At 68.7% G+C, this 14,282-nt stretch carries 11 protein-coding genes; 4 read left to right on the forward strand and 7 right to left on the reverse strand.

Annotated features, from left to right (window positions below; translation table 11 throughout):
• Positions 1 to 59: 59 nt before the first annotated feature.
• Positions 60 to 1,448, forward strand: coding sequence for an ATP-binding protein (locus tag ACFVBH_RS11315; protein ID WP_379001253.1), 1,389 nt, complete (start codon positions 60 to 62; stop codon positions 1,446 to 1,448).
• Between the two features lie 54 nt (positions 1,449 to 1,502).
• On the opposite strand, the gene ACFVBH_RS11320 is transcribed toward ACFVBH_RS11315, so the two are convergent.
• Positions 1,503 to 2,411, reverse strand: a complete 909-nt coding sequence (locus ACFVBH_RS11320; protein ID WP_354989932.1) for a DUF389 domain-containing protein — start codon at positions 2,409 to 2,411, stop codon at positions 1,503 to 1,505.
• A gap of 178 nt (positions 2,412 to 2,589) precedes the next feature.
• Positions 2,590 to 3,810: a cation:proton antiporter gene (locus tag ACFVBH_RS11325; RefSeq protein WP_379001703.1), complete on the reverse strand. Its 1,221-nt coding sequence runs from the start codon at positions 3,808 to 3,810 to the stop codon at positions 2,590 to 2,592.
• A 144-nt stretch (positions 3,811 to 3,954) separates the two neighbouring features.
• Between ACFVBH_RS11325 and ACFVBH_RS11330 the strand changes: the two genes are divergently transcribed.
• Positions 3,955 to 4,329, forward strand: a complete 375-nt coding sequence (locus ACFVBH_RS11330; protein WP_354989933.1) for an SHOCT domain-containing protein — start codon at positions 3,955 to 3,957, stop codon at positions 4,327 to 4,329.
• 130 nt (positions 4,330 to 4,459) lie between these two features.
• Here the strand turns inward: ACFVBH_RS11330 and clpX are convergent, their stop codons facing one another.
• The 5 genes from clpX to ACFVBH_RS11355 all read right to left on the reverse strand — a co-directional run bounded on the left by clpX (position 4,460) and on the right by ACFVBH_RS11355 (position 9,794).
• The gene (clpX, locus tag ACFVBH_RS11335) at positions 4,460 to 5,740 is read right to left on the reverse strand and encodes an ATP-dependent Clp protease ATP-binding subunit ClpX (protein ID WP_354986514.1); all 1,281 of its coding nucleotides are present in this window, start codon (positions 5,738 to 5,740) and stop codon (positions 4,460 to 4,462) included.
• A 343-nt stretch (positions 5,741 to 6,083) separates the two neighbouring features.
• Complete coding sequence (locus tag ACFVBH_RS11340) at positions 6,084 to 6,749, reverse strand: ATP-dependent Clp protease proteolytic subunit (protein ID WP_354986515.1); 666 nt, start codon at positions 6,747 to 6,749, stop codon at positions 6,084 to 6,086.
• A 33-nt stretch (positions 6,750 to 6,782) separates the two neighbouring features.
• A complete protein-coding gene (locus tag ACFVBH_RS11345) occupies positions 6,783 to 7,367 on the reverse strand; it encodes an ATP-dependent Clp protease proteolytic subunit (protein ID WP_354986516.1) in 585 nt (194 codons plus the stop codon).
• A gap of 292 nt (positions 7,368 to 7,659) precedes the next feature.
• Positions 7,660 to 9,063 (reverse strand): trigger factor, encoded by a 1,404-nt coding sequence (tig, locus tag ACFVBH_RS11350; protein WP_354986517.1) that lies wholly within the window; start codon positions 9,061 to 9,063, stop codon positions 7,660 to 7,662.
• 161 nt (positions 9,064 to 9,224) lie between these two features.
• Complete coding sequence (locus tag ACFVBH_RS11355; RefSeq protein ID WP_379001254.1) at positions 9,225 to 9,794, reverse strand: FKBP-type peptidyl-prolyl cis-trans isomerase; 570 nt, start codon at positions 9,792 to 9,794, stop codon at positions 9,225 to 9,227.
• Positions 9,795 to 10,046: 252 nt separating this feature from the next.
• Between ACFVBH_RS11355 and ACFVBH_RS11360 the strand changes: the two genes are divergently transcribed.
• A complete protein-coding gene (locus ACFVBH_RS11360; RefSeq protein WP_379001255.1) occupies positions 10,047 to 11,690 on the forward strand; it encodes a 3' terminal RNA ribose 2'-O-methyltransferase Hen1 in 1,644 nt (547 codons plus the stop codon).
• The gene (locus tag ACFVBH_RS11365; RefSeq protein ID WP_379001256.1) at positions 11,690 to 14,266 is read left to right on the forward strand and encodes a polynucleotide kinase-phosphatase; all 2,577 of its coding nucleotides are present in this window, start codon (positions 11,690 to 11,692) and stop codon (positions 14,264 to 14,266) included. Before ACFVBH_RS11360 ends, ACFVBH_RS11365 begins: the two co-directional genes overlap by 1 nt.
• Positions 14,267 to 14,282 lie beyond the last annotated feature (16 nt).

Genomic DNA, 14,282 nt, shown 5'->3' on the forward strand with positions numbered 1-14,282 from the left:
GAGCCGGGCCACCGGACAGAGATAGCTGTCAATTCGCTGACTGTGCGAGTATCGAGGGCATGCCCGCCGATATCACCATCGCCTCCGCCCTGTCCGCGCGCTCCGACGACGGGCGATCCTTCGTCGTCGGGGACGCGTCCGACAGCGCTTTCGTCGCCGGATCGCTGGTGGTGATAGTCAGCGCCGAACGCAGGCAGCTGGCGCTCATCGAGGAACGCTCGGAGACCACTCCCGTGCGACTGCGCGGCCGCCTCGTCGGCGAACTGACCGACGAGGGCATCGACACCCGCTCCAGCCATTCTTTCGCTACCGGAAGTGTGGAGGGCGCCGACACCGCGACCGTGCAGGCCCTGCACGACACCACCGGGGCCATGCTCGAGGTCGGGGTGAACCTGACCCAGCCGGGCGGGCCCGCCCGGCTGCTGCCGCAGCGCTTCAACCGGCACACCTTCTGGTGCGGGCAGAGCGGGTCGGGCAAGACCTACGCCCTGGGCGTCGTACTGGAACAGCTCATCGCGCACACCGCGCTGCCGGTGGTCATCTTCGATCCGAACTCGGACTTCGTGCACCTGGGCGAGGTCGACCCGGCCGCGACCGGGCCGACCGCGAACGCCCTGCGCGAGCGGGACATTCGTGTCCTGCGGCCCAACGCCGCACCCGGCGCGCGGCTGCGCGCGCGTTTCCTGGACCTGCCGCTGACCTCCAAAGCCGCCATCCTGCAGATAGATCCGATCATCGATCGCGAGGAGTTCAACGAACTCATCCATCTGCGCACGGTCATGGAATCCGGGGAGCTGTTCGAGGTGCGCCCGCGACTGCTGGCCTCGGACAATCCCGCGCAGCGCCGACTCGGGCAGCGCGTGGAGAATCTCGGCCTGCTGGACTGGGAGGTGTGGGCGCTGGGCGACGCGCCGGTCACCGACGTGGTGGCGGAGCGCCCCGACGTGGCCGTTCTCGATCTCGGCGGATTCTCCACGCCCGAACAGCAATTGGTCATCGCGCTCGCCCTGCTCGACGACCTCTGGGCGCGCCGCGAGGAACGCCGCCCGGTCCTGCTGGCCATCGACGAGGCGCACAACCTCGCCTCCCCGCGCCTGGACTCCCCCATCGCGATCGCGGTGCGGGAGCGCCTCATCCAAATCGCCGCCGAGGGCCGCAAATTCGGCCTCTGGCTGCTGCTCTCGACCCAGCGCCCCTCGAAGGTGCACCCCGGCATCCTGTCCCAGTGCGACAACCTCGCCCTGATGAAGATGACCTCGCCGACCGACCTGGCCGAGCTCGGCACCTACTTCGGCTACGCACCCTCCGCCCTGCTCGACCGCTCGCCCTGGTTCCGCCAGGGCGAGGCCCTGTTCGCGGGCGGCTTCGTCCCGGCCCCATCGCTGGTGAAGGTCCGCGCGCGCCTGACCCGCGAGGGCGGCAGCGACGTCGGCGTACCCATGCGCTGACCGCGGTCGTCGTCACGGTGTCCGGTCCCGGCGCCGGACCCCTCCGACAGCCGATCAGCCCGCCGCGCGAGGCCGCAGCAAAAGCACGATGACCCCCGCCAGCACGATGCCGATCAGATTCACCGCGAGCTGACCCAGCGAGCTGGCCGCGACATGCCATTTGCCCGCGATCGAGGCGACCACCGCCAGCCCGGCGGCGGGGACGGTGGTGACCGAGATGAAGACCCCGACCAGCACCGCCGAGCTGGAGGTCACCATCGCGAGCATGCCGGCCGCGCCCGCGAGCAGCGCCACCACCAGCGAGAACGGACCGACCTCGTAGATGAAGTCGAAACCCCGGGCATTGGCCACATCCCCGTTGCCGAGCCAGCCCAGGCGAATCCAGAGCAGGGTGGACAGCGCGGTGATCGCCATGGCGGCCGGGAACGAGATGGCCAGGGTGGCGAGCGAACGCCGGACGAGCCGCCGGTCGTGGCGCACCAGACCCACCGACAGCGCTGCGAGGGGCCGGAATTCGGGTCCGACCACCATCGCGCCCACCAGGGTGATGGGTGAGGCGGTGGTGACCCCGACGGCCGAGAGCAGGAACGCGATGCTCAGGAACGCCAGGAACGTCGGGGTCAACCGGGAACCCTCGCGCACCTGACTCAGCAGCTGCTCCCACACCACGACCTGATCGGGCCGCCCGGGTGCTCCGGCCCTCGCCCGCTCGCCCGCCGCCGAGAGCACGGTCCCGGTGGGCACGAAGGTGATGCTCCCGCTTCGGTCCACGCCGAGCGCCCGCAGCGCGGCGAGCATCTCGTTGGCCGAGGCCCGGGCCACGTCGGCCTGGATCAGATCGCCGCGGGGTTCGACCGCGGCCCCGCGGTCGAGGGTGAGGTGGGTGGTTCCGGGGTCCTCCGCCAGCAGCGCCATGGCCCGTTCGGTCACCTCGCCCGGACAGATCACCCGCAGATGCAGCACCCGAACTCCTCTCCGCCCGGCAGCGCGGCCGGGACCGGCCTCCGATACGACGCGATAGTTACCCCGGTCGGTGGGTTCGCGGGGCACGGATCCGACCGCCACATCGCGCCCGGACGGTGTGCGGCGACGGGCGGCCGACGTGCATGCGGTCCAGGCACGGATCGCCCGGTGGAACAGCTCACGCGCCCAGCGCTTTCGGCGCGCCGGTCTCGCGCCCCAGCAGCCGGGCCAGCAGGGGAAAGAGCAGGACGGTCGTAGCGCCCGCCGCCACCAAGGTGGACGCCAGATCCTGCGGCATCAGCCCGCTACTCGTCGCGACGTTGGTGACCGCGACGATGATGGGCAGACCGGTAGCGGCGTACAGGGCCAGCTGCACGCGCTCGCGACGGTCGGCGAGGTTCGCGCCGTGCTGGATGAAGCGCTCGCTCAACAGGACCGGAACACCCCGCGCCACCGCGATCGAGAGCACGAACAGTCCCCACAGCAGCGGCTCCCGGGCCACCGCTCCGATATCGATGCCCATCCCGGAGACGACGAAGAAGATCGGGATCAGCACCCCGTAACCGATGGTCTCGAGCGAGGATTCGACCTGCGGATGCCCGGCCGCGACCAGTCTGCGCAGGATCAGCCCGGCCGCGAAGGCGCCCAGCACCACATCCAGGTCGGACACCTCGGCGATGGTCATCAGCACGATCAGCAGCAGGAAGACCTCGCGCACGGGCAGCTGCTCGGTGCTGTTCGACTCGCCGAGCAGCCGGCCGAAACTCGGCACCCGGTCCAGCATGCGCTGCGGCACCAGGCCGATGAAAGCCGCTGCCAGCAGGAACAATACGAGCGTCACCAGGGCCGCGCCCACGCTGCGACTGGTGAGCAGCACCGACATCGCCAGCACCGGTGCCAGCTCACCGACCGCGCCGTGCGCCAGCACCGCGCGCCCCAGCGGTTTGTCCAGCAGCCCATCCTGTTTCACGATCGGCAGCAGGGTGCCGAGCGCCGTGGAGGTCATGGCGATGGCGACCGCGATCCGCGCGGTGATGTCGGCGTCCGCCGCCCACGCGGTCACCAGCGCGATGGCCACGACCGCGCTGACGCACCACGTGAACCACGCGGTGCGCCCCGAGCGCCCGCCCAGCAGCTTCGGATCGAGTTCGTACCCGGCCAGCAGGAAGAGCATTCCGAGCCCGAGTTCGCTGAGCAGGTCGACCCCGCCCGCGGTCCCCGCCCAGCCCAGCGCGTGCGGCCCGGTCGCCACCCCGGCCAGCAGCAACAGCACCACGGCCGGCACCACCCCGCGCAGCAGCCGCGACACCAGCGGCGCGAGCACGGCGGCCAGGGCTATCCAGAACAGCGACACCATGGGCTCGGGCTGCACGTTTGGCAACCCATCAGCAAGCACCATCATCCGGCAATCGTGTCACGCAAAACGGGCCCGACGACGCTCAAACTCGCAGCGAAGACCCCTTACATCGACCCGATGCACATGTTTCAATCAAACGACCAGTCACGTAGCCATGAATTAACCAACTAGATAGGGACTCACGTCATGGATTTCTGGGACGTCTTCTGGCTCATCCTCACCACGTTCGCCTTCGTGGCCTACCTGATCCTGCTGTTCATGATCATCACCGACCTCTTCCGGGATCACGAGACCTCCGGCTGGGTCAAGGCGGTGTGGGTCGTCTTCCTGTTCTTCCTTCCCCTGCTCACCGCACTGGTCTATCTGATCGCGCGCGGCAACGGCATGGCCGCCCGCTCGGCCACCGCCGCCAAACAGTTCCAGGACGCGGAGACCAAATACATCCGGGAGACAGCGGGCACCAATCCCGCCTCCCAGATCGCCGACGCGAAGAAGCTCCTCGACGAGGGCACCATCTCCGCCACCGAGTTCGAGGCGCTCAAGGCCAAAGCGCTGTCCTGAGAATCTCTTTCACGCCGAATGCCCGCACCGCGCACGGTGCGGGCATTCGTATTTCCCGGGGCGCGCCGATGCCGACACGACGACGACGGCCCCGCGAGAAATTCTCGCGGGGCCGCCGTGGTGAAGTACCTTACGCCGACTTCTCGCGGCGTTCCGGGGACTGACGCTTACGCGGCACGATGGTCGGCAGCACGTTGTCGTTCACGGTGTCGGCGTTGACGACGACCTTGGCGACATCGTCGCGGCTGGGGATGTCGTACATGACCGGGAGGAGGACCTCCTCCATGATGGCGCGCAGGCCACGAGCGCCGGTGCCGCGCAGAATGGCCTGGTCCGCAACGGCTTCGAGCGCGTCCTGGGTGAATTCCAGGTCCACGCCGTCCATTTCGAACAGGCGTACATACTGCTTGACGAGCGCGTTCTTGGGCTCGGCCAGAATGCGAACCAGGGACTCCTTGTCCAGGTTCGTGACCGAGGCGACGACCGGGAGACGGCCGATGAACTCGGGGATCAGGCCGAACTTGATCAGATCCTCGGGCATGACATCGGCGAAGTGATCGGCGGTGTCGATCTCGGCCTTCGAGCGCACCTCCGCGCCGAAACCGATGCCGCGCTTGCCGACCCGGTCCTGCACGATGCGCTCCAGGCCCGCGAACGCACCCGCCACGATGAACAGCACGTTCGTGGTGTCGATCTGGATGAATTCCTGATGCGGGTGCTTGCGGCCGCCCTGCGGCGGCACCGAGGCCTGGGTGCCCTCGAGGATCTTGAGCAGCGCCTGCTGCACGCCCTCGCCCGACACGTCGCGGGTGATGGACGGGTTCTCCGACTTACGGGCGATCTTGTCGACCTCGTCGATGTAGATGATGCCCGTCTCGGCGCGCTTGACGTCGTAATCGGCGGCCTGGATCAGCTTGAGCAGAATGTTCTCGACATCCTCGCCGACATAACCGGCCTCGGTCAGCGCGGTGGCGTCGGCGATGGCGAACGGGACGTTCAGCATCTTGGCCAGCGTCTGCGCCAGATATGTCTTGCCACAACCCGTGGGGCCGAGCATGAGAATGTTCGATTTGGCCAACTCGACCGATTCACCTCGGGAGTCGCGACCCTTGTCGCCGGCCTGAATTCGCTTGTAGTGGTTGTAGACAGCGACCGCCAGCGTGCGCTTGGCCGAGTCCTGTCCGATCACGTACTGCTCGAGGAAGTCGCGGATTTCCGCGGGCTTCGGCAGTTCGTCGAGCTTGACCTCGCTGGATTCAGCGAGCTCCTCTTCGATGATTTCGTTGCACAGATCGATGCACTCGTCGCAGATGTACACCCCTGGTCCCGCAATGAGCTTCTTGACCTGCTTCTGGCTCTTTCCGCAGAACGAGCACTTGAGCAGATCGCCGCCATCACCGATGCGCGCCATCGTTTGGGTCCCTACTTCCTTGTCCGCGTGCAACCGTCTGTCTCGGTTGCCGGCGAAGTGCCACCTATAAAGCGTATGCCGTTTCCGCTAGGAATGCGGATACAGCGGTTCGGCTGAGTCCGACGAAAGCGAGCCGAACAAAGGCGGAGCCGACAACCACGAGCCAAGGTCCCTAGTGTGACCGTACCCGCTGCGGGCGACCGAGGTCGACAACTTCGGCACGTTTCTCGCCGAACATGTGCCTCGACTCACCGTCCCCCGCCGTATCGCAAGGACTTCCCCGCCGAGCCGACACGAAACCGACCGGGTGGCGGGGATCATGGAACCCCGCCACCCCCGCGCCTCACTTCTGGGCGCTGAGCTTGCGGTACTGGAAAACCGTGTCCACGATCCCGTAGTCCTTCGCCTCGTCGGCGGTCAGGATCTTGTCGCGATCGGTGTCCTTGCGGATGGTCTCCGCGTCCCGGCCGGTGTGGCGGGACAGGGTGGTTTCCATGAGCCGGCGCATGCGCTCGATCTCGGCGGCCTGGATCTCCAGATCCGAGACCTGACCCTGAATGCCGCCGCTGGAGGGCTGGTGGATCAGGATGCGGGCGTTGGGCAGCGCGGCGCGCTTGCCGGGGGCGCCGGCCGCGAGCAGCACGGCGGCCGCGGAGGCGGCCTGGCCCAGGCAGACGGTGACGACATCGGCACGCACGTACTGCATGGTGTCGTAGATGGCCATCAGCGCGGTGAACGAGCCACCGGGCGAATTGATGTACATGGTGATGTCACGGTCCGGATCCTGGGACTCGAGCACCAGCAGCTGCGCCATGATGTCGTTGGCGGAGATATCGTCCACCTGGTTGCCCAGGAAGATGATGCGCTCCTCGAACAGCTTGTTGTACGGGTCGGAGGTCTTGACGCCGTAGGTGGTCTGCTCGGTGAACTGGGGCAGGATGTAGCGCGACTGCGGCAGCGAACCGGCAGCGGCGAAAGTGATTCCCGCGGCACGCGGATCGATCGACATATGCGTCTCCAAAGTCTGTGGGGTGGTCGGTGACTAGCTGACGCCGTCGGCCTGGCGCGCGTGCGTGATCACCTGGTCGATGAAGCCGTACTCGAGCGCCTCCGTCGGGGTGAACCAGCGGTCGCGGTCGGCGTCCTCGGTGACCTGCTCCACGGACTTGCCGGTGTGCAGCGCCTGCAGCTGATTCAGTTCGCGCTTGGTGTAGGCGAACTGCTCGGCCTGGATGGCGATGTCCGACGCCGAGCCACCGATACCGGCGGACGGCTGATGCATCATGATCCGCGAGTGCGGCAGCGCGAAACGCTTGCCCTTGGCGCCGGCGGCGAGCAGGAACTGGCCCATGGACGCGGCCAAACCCATTCCGACCGTGCGGATGTCGCAGGGCGCGAACTGCATGGTGTCGTAGATGGCCATACCCGCGGTCACCGAACCACCGGGCGAGTTGATGTAGAGCGAGATATCGCGCTCCGCGTCCTCGGCCGACAGCAGCAGGATCTGGGCGCACAGCTTGTTGGCGATGTCGTCGTCGACCTGGCTGCCCAGGAAGATGATGCGCGAGCTCAGCAGCCGCTCGTACACCGAATCACTGAGGTTCAGACCAGCAGTCGCGGATGCCATCTGCACCCCTGCCCGATTAGTTGTCACGGATACCTGCCCTCTCTCACCGGCTCGGTCCCACCAAGCCCTACTGATCACTTAGGAAGTTCCAGCGCTGACACAAACCCTAACGAAGCAGGGCGGTACCGAACTCCCGGTACCGCCCTGCTTCGCTCACAGCGCAAAACTACGTGGGCGCTGACACGGCCGCACTCGCGGGGGGTTCTCGGGAACCGAGCCCCCGGATACCCGGCCCGCCGGAGCCGGGGAATTCACCCCGTCTCCCGCACGAACCGGCCGTTGAATGTAGTTGTTACTTGGCCTCGGCCTCGACGGCCTCGGTGGCGTCGGCGACCTCGGCGAGCTCCTCGGCGGAGATCTCCTCGGCTTCCTCGGCCGGGCTGCCGAACATCTCGGCGGTGTCGACGCTCGCGCCGGTGGTGTCGGTGACGACCGCGGAGGTCACCACACCGGCCAGGGCCTTGCCGCGGCGCACGTCGGCGAAGACCGCGCCGAGCTGACCGGCCTGCTGGATCTGCTGGATGAACTGATCCGGGCTCATGCCGTAGCGCTGGGCCTGGAAGATGATCCGCTCGTACAGCTCGTCCTGGCCGACCTGGGTGTTCTCGGCCTCGGCGACGGCGTCCAGCAGGAGCTGGGTCTTGACCGACTTCTCGGCCGACTCCTTGGTGTCCTTGTCGAACTCCTCGCGCGAGGAACCCTGGGCCTCGAGGGCCTCGGCCAGCTTGGCCTCGTCGTGGTCGAAGCCGTGGACGGCGTCGTGCACGACGGCGTCGATCTCGGCCTGGACGACCTTCTCCGGCAGCGGGATCTCGGTGGCCTCGAGCAGCGCCTCGAGCACCTTGTCGCGGATCTCGCCGGCCTGGGTGACCTTCTTGACGCGCTCGACGCGGCCCTTGAGGTCTTCCTTCAGCTCGTCGATGGTGTCGAATTCGCTTGCCAGCTGGGCGAACTCGTCATCGGCCTCGGGCAGCTCGCGCTCCTTGACCGACTGCACGGTCACGGTGATGACGGCTTCCTTACCGGCGTGCTCGCCGGCGACCAGCTTGGAGGTGAAGTCCTTGGACTCGGTCGCCTTGAGGCCGATCAGGGTCTCGTCGAGGCCCTCGATGAGCTGGCCCGAACCGACCTCGTGCGACAGACCGGTGGTGGAGGCCTCTTCGACCTCGACGCCGTCGACGGTGGCGGTCAGATCGATGGAGACGAAGTCACCGTCGGCGATCTCGCGCTCGACGGCGGTCAGGGTGCCGAAGCGCTGACGCAGCGAGGTGAGCTGCTCCTCGATGTCCTCGTCCTTGATCTCGATCGGATCGACGGTGACGGCGATCGCGGAGAAGTCGGGGAGGGTGATCTCCGGGCGGACGTCGACCTCGGCGGTGAAGGCGAGCTCCTGGCCGTCTTCGATCTTGGTGATCTCGATCTCCGGCTGGCCGATGACCTTGGCCTCGGTGGCGATCACGGCATCGCTGTAGCGCTTGGGCAGCACGTCGTTGACGACCTGCTCGAGCACGGCGCCACGGCCGACGCGCGCTTCGATGAGCTTGGCCGGAGCCTTGCCCGGACGGAAACCGGGGATCTTGATCTGACCGGCCAGGGCCTTGTAGGCCTTGTCGAAGTCGGGCTTCAGCTCCTCGAAGGGCACCTCGACGTTAATCCGGACCCGGGTCGGGCTCAGCTGCTCGACGGTGCTCTTCACGGACATGCTCCTTGTTCGTAGTTCAACATTTGACGTTAGGTCCCCCCGAACGCATCCCGACCAGGGTAGTTGACCGGTCCGGGGGGCGTGTAACCGGTCGTGGCAGACGGCACCGCGACGGCTGGTGATTCACCAGCCGCCCTGGTACAGCGGTCGAACGGTCAGGAACCGACCTTGACGGCGTCGGTCACGAAGACCAGGGTCTCGTTCGGCTTCATGCCGCGCCCGCCGGCGCCGTAGCCCAGGTCCGGCGGCACGATCAGCAGGCGACGAGCGCCCTGCTGGACGCCGACCAGGCCCTGGTCCCAGCCCTTGATGACTTCGCCCGCGCCGAGGTTCAGCGTGAATTCCTTGCCGCGATCGAAGGAGCTGTCCAGCTTCTTCTTGTCGGACCAGGTGATGAGGGTGTAGTTCATCGACAGCGGCTGACCCGCGACCGCGCCGGGGCCCGAGCCCGCGACCAGGTCCTTGACGATCAGCTGCTTGGGCGGATCGCAGTCGTCCGGGATGGTGATCTTGGGGGCTTCGCCGTAGCCGCCGTCGACCTTGATGTCGTCGGCGGTGCACTCGCGGCCCTTGCTCGCGGGCGTCGTGGTCGCCGCCGCAGAGCGCGCCGCGGTGGTCGTCGCGGACGAATCGGCCTTGCTGTCGTCATCGCCACCACAGCCCGCCACCAGCAGTACCGCGGCAGCGACCATTCCGATCGCACCGACCTTGCCCACCACGCGCATTCCCGCTCCTGCTCGTCGAGTTCCGGACCGCCGCAAGGCTTACGGCATCGCGCCGAAACCTACACGGCGCGAGCGGCCCGCGGCGCGCCGAGGTTGGTTCGGGCCCGGCGCGCCGTGTTCGGCCTGGGCTCGCCGTGGCGGTGACCAGCGCCCGTTCCATCCCGCCCGAGGACCACCGGGCACGCCGCCCCGCCCGCGCGGGCCGTGGAAAAGTGATTGCCGCGCTCGTGGACGGTGCGGGAGCATCGCGGGGTGCTGTTGACCATTACCTGTACGCGACCTGACGGCGCCGCCTGGGCGGCCGACGAACTGGGCTTCCTGCTGCACAAGAACCCCGCGCGCGTACAAACCTTCGAGCAGTCGTACGGGGTGGCGCATGTGCTCTACCCCGAGGCGACCGCCGAACGCTGCACCGCCGCGCTGCTGCTGGAGATCGATCCGGTGCGGCTGGTGCGCGGAAAGACCAGGGGCACACCGGAATTCAGTCTCGCGCAGTACGTGAACGACCGCCCGTACGCGGCCTCGTCGCTGCTGGCCGTCGCGATCGCCCAGGTTTTCGGCTCGGCCATGCACGGGCGTTGCGCCCAGCGCCCGGAGCTGGCCGAGACCGCGCTGCCGCTGCGCGTGGAGCTGCCGGCGGTGCCCTGCAAGGGCGGCACGGAGTGGGCCGAACGCGTCTTCGCGCCCCTGGGCTGGACGGTGACGGCCACCGCGCTGCCCCTGGATCCGGCGTTCCCGGACTGGGGCGACTCGCACTACGTGCGCCTGGAACTGACCGGCGTGCTGCGCCTTTCGGACGCCCTGTCCCACCTCTACGTCCTGCTCCCGGCCCTGGACGGGGCAAAGCACTACTACCTGGACGCCGCCGAGATCGACAAGCTGCTGCGGTTCGGCGCGGGCTGGCTCGAATCCCACCCCGACCGCGAATGGATCACCCGCCGCTACCTGACCCGCCGCCACACCCTGGTCCGCACCGCGCTCGCGCGGCTGGCGGAGCTGGACGACGCGGAACCGGAGGAGTTCGACGCGGTCGACACGAGCACGGATGAGACGGAAACCACTGTCCCCGAGGCCATCTCGAAGCAGGAACAGGACGCGCAAGCCGAATCACGACCTACGCCCGGCACGAGCACGACGGGGACAAGCGCAGCCACCGCGGCCGGCGAGCCGTCGGGCGACGTCGCCGACGGTGCCGGTGTGACCGCGGGCGGCGAGTCCGAGGGCTCGGGGCGGGGGCCTTCGCTGGGGGTGCAGCGGCGGGCGGCGGTGCTGGGTGCGCTGCGGGCGGCGGGGGCCGGGCGGGTGCTGGACCTGGGGTGTGGCGAAGGGGCGCTGCTGTTGGAGCTGGCAGCGGCCAGGGAGTTCGGTGAGATTGTGGGAGTTGACGTTTCGGTGCGGGCTTTGAAGATCGCGGAGCGGCGGCTGCGGCGACTGCCGGAGTTCCAGGCACGGCGGGTGAGCGTGCGGCAGGGGGCGCTGACCTATACCGACGCCTCGCTGCGGGGGTACGACGCCGCGGTGCTGATGGAGGTCATCGAGCATGTCGACGAACCGCGGCTGGGCGCGCTCGAGCAGGCCGTGTTCGGGGCGGCCGCGCCGGGCGCGGTCGTGGTGACCACCCCCAACGGGGAGTACAACGAGCTGTACGAGACGCTGCCTGCGGGCGCTTTCCGGCACTCCGACCACAGATTCGAGTGGAGCCGGACGGAATTCGCGGCGTGGGCCGGGCGGGTGTGCGAAAACTACCGCTACACGGTGCGTTTCGAGCCGGTCGGCCCGGTCGACGCGGAACGCGGCGCGCCCACCCAGCTCGCCCTGTTCACCAAATCCGACGCCACGGCGGGCACGACACCCACCGCCGGGGCCGGCGAGACCGACGAGAAAGGAGCCGCGTAATGGCTGAACTCACCATCCCGGAGCTGTCGCTCGTTGTTCTGGTCGGCAGCACCGGATCCGGGAAATCCACGTTCGCGCGCAAGCACTTCCCGGCCACGGCGATCATCTCCTCCGACTACTGCCGCGGCCTGGTCAGCGACGACGAGAACGATCAGTCGGCCACCGACGACGCCTTCGCGCTGCTGCACCACATCGCGGGCGTGCGCCTGCGGCGCGGGCTGCGCACGGTCATCGACGCCACCAACGTGCAGCCCAAAGCCCGCCAGGCGCTGATCGACCTGGCCCGGGCGCACGACGTGCTGCCGGTGGCGATCGTGCTGGACGTGCCGGACGCGGAGTGCCTGGCCCGCAACGCCGCCCGCGCCGAACGGGCGCACCTGCCCGCACACGTGGTGAACCGCCAGCAGCGGGAGTTGCGGCGCAGCCTGAAGTTCCTGGAGCGCGAGGGCTTTCGCCGGGTGCACGTGCTGCGCGGGGTCGAGGCGATCGACGCCGCCACGTTCACCTTCGAGCGGCTCTGGAACGACAAGCGGGAATTGACCGGGCCTTTCGACATCATCGGCGATGTCCACGGGTGCCGCGCCGAATTGGAAACGCTGCTGGGCGAACTCGGCTACGAGATCACCCGGGACGCCGCCGAGCGGGCAGTCGACGCGCGACACCCGCTGGGGCGCACGGCGGTCTTCGTGGGCGATCTGGTGGATCGCGGCCCGGACACCCCGGGCGTGCTGCGCCTGGTGACTGGCATGGTGCGCGCGGGGAACGCGCTGTGCGTCACCGGCAATCACGAGTTCAAGCTGGTGCGCGCGCTGGACGGCCGCAAGGTCAAGGTGGCGCACGGCCTCGCCGAATCGCTGAGCCAGCTCGAGGCCGAGGACGCGGACTTCCGCAAGGGAGTGCAGGAATGGATGCGCGCCCTGGTCAGTCACTACGTGCTGGACGAGGGCAACCTCGTCGTCGCGCACGCCGGTCTCAAGGAGCAGTTCCAGGGCCGCGCGTCGGGGCGCGTGCGCGAGTTCGCCATGTACGGCGAATCCACCGGGGAGACAGATGATTACGGGCTGCCGGTGCGCTACCCGTGGGCCAACGACTATCGCGGCAAGGCGATGGTCGTGTACGGGCACACCCCGGTGGCGGATCTGGTGTGGGTGAACAACACCCTCTGCCTGGACACCGGCGTGGTGTTCGGCGGCCGGTTGAGCGCGCTGCGGTACCCGGAGCGCGAGACGGTTTCGGTTGCCGCCGAACAGGTCTGGTACGAGCCGACGCGGCCGCTGCTGCCGACCTTCGCCACCGCCGAGGGCGCGGTGCACCGCGATCCCGGCGTGCTCGATCTCGACGATGTGCTGGGCAGGCGCGTGGTGGAGACCAAGCACCTGGGCCGGGTCGGCGTGCAGGAGGACGCGGCGAGCGCGGCGCTCGAGGTCATGAGCCGGTTCGCCGTCGATCCGCGCTGGCTCGTGTACCTGCCGCCGACGATGTCGCCCTGTGCCACATCCACGGTGGACGGCTACCTGGAGCACCCGGCGCAGGCGTTCGAGTACTACCGCTCCGAAGGTGTGCGGTCGGTCCTGTGCGAGGAGAAGCACATGGGTTCGCGCGCGGTCGTGGTGCTGGCCCGCTCGGCCGCCGCGGCCCGTGCGCGGTTCGGCGTCGAGGACGGCGGCACCGGCGCGGTGTACACCCGCACGGGACGGCCCTTCTTCGATGACGGCGAGCGCACCGAAGCGCTGCTGGCCCGGGTGCGCGCCGCCGCCGAGAAGTCCGGCCTGTTCGACGAACTCGGCTCCGACTGGCTCGTGCTGGACACGGAACTGCTGCCGTGGTCGGCCAAGGCGATGGGACTGCTGCGCACCCAGTACGCGGCGGTCGGCGCGGCCGCCCGGGCGTCGCTCGGCGCGGCCGCCGGGGTGCTCGCGGCGGTGGCCGAACGCGGACAGGACGTCGGCGAACTCGCCGCGCGCACCCTGGCGCGCGAGTCGGACGCTGCGGCGTTCACCACCGCGTACGGCCGATACTGCTGGCCGGTCGACGGACTCGACGGGGTGCGGCTGGCGCCGTTCCAGATTCTGGCCGCACAGGGCGCGAACTACGCCGTGCGCGAGCACGATTGGCACCTGGCACGCATCGACGCGCTGATCGAGGCCGATTCGGAGCTGTTCACCACCACCCGGCGACTGCGGGTCGATCTCGACGATCCCGAGAGCGAGGCCGCGGCCACCGCGTGGTGGACCGAGATGACCGCGGCGGGCGGTGAGGGCATGGTGGTCAAACCGGCCGAATCGCTGGTCGCGGGCACCGGGTCGCGCAGCAGTCGGCCGGTGCAGCCGGGCGTGAAATGCCGTGGCCCGGAATACCTGCGCATCATCTACGGCCCGGAGTACCTGCGCCCGGAGAACCTCGGCCGGCTGCGCCAGCGTGGTCTGGGCGGCAAGCGCTCACTCGCGCTGCGCGAGTACGCGCTCGGCCTGGAGTCGCTGGACCGCTTCGTGGCCGGGGAGCCGCTGTGGCGGGTGCACGAGGCGGTGTTCGCTGTTCTCGCACTCGAGACCGCGCCCATCGACCCGCGTCTGTAGCGCCCTACCGGAAAAC

This window comes from Nocardia sp. NPDC057668 (genome assembly GCF_042799795.1).
GTDB lineage: Bacteria > Actinomycetota > Actinomycetes > Mycobacteriales > Mycobacteriaceae > Nocardia.

Coding starts and splice junctions, on each gene's coding strand:
- ACFVBH_RS11315 (WP_379001253.1), top strand. CDS start 60: ATGCCCGCCGATATCACCATCGCCTCCGCCCTGTCCGCGCGCTCCGAC.
- ACFVBH_RS11325 (WP_379001703.1), bottom strand. CDS start 3,810: ATGGTGCTTGCTGATGGGTTGCCAAACGTGCAGCCCGAGCCCATGGTG.
- ACFVBH_RS11345 (WP_354986516.1), bottom strand. CDS start 7,367: ATGGCATCCGCGACTGCTGGTCTGAACCTCAGTGATTCGGTGTACGAG.
- clpX (WP_354986514.1), bottom strand. CDS start 5,740: ATGGCGCGCATCGGTGATGGCGGCGATCTGCTCAAGTGCTCGTTCTGC.
- ACFVBH_RS11365 (WP_379001256.1), top strand. CDS start 11,690: ATGGCTGAACTCACCATCCCGGAGCTGTCGCTCGTTGTTCTGGTCGGC.
- ACFVBH_RS11355 (WP_379001254.1), bottom strand. CDS start 9,794: ATGCGCGTGGTGGGCAAGGTCGGTGCGATCGGAATGGTCGCTGCCGCG.
- ACFVBH_RS11340 (WP_354986515.1), bottom strand. CDS start 6,749: ATGTCGATCGATCCGCGTGCCGCGGGAATCACTTTCGCCGCTGCCGGT.
- ACFVBH_RS11330 (WP_354989933.1), top strand. CDS start 3,955: ATGGATTTCTGGGACGTCTTCTGGCTCATCCTCACCACGTTCGCCTTC.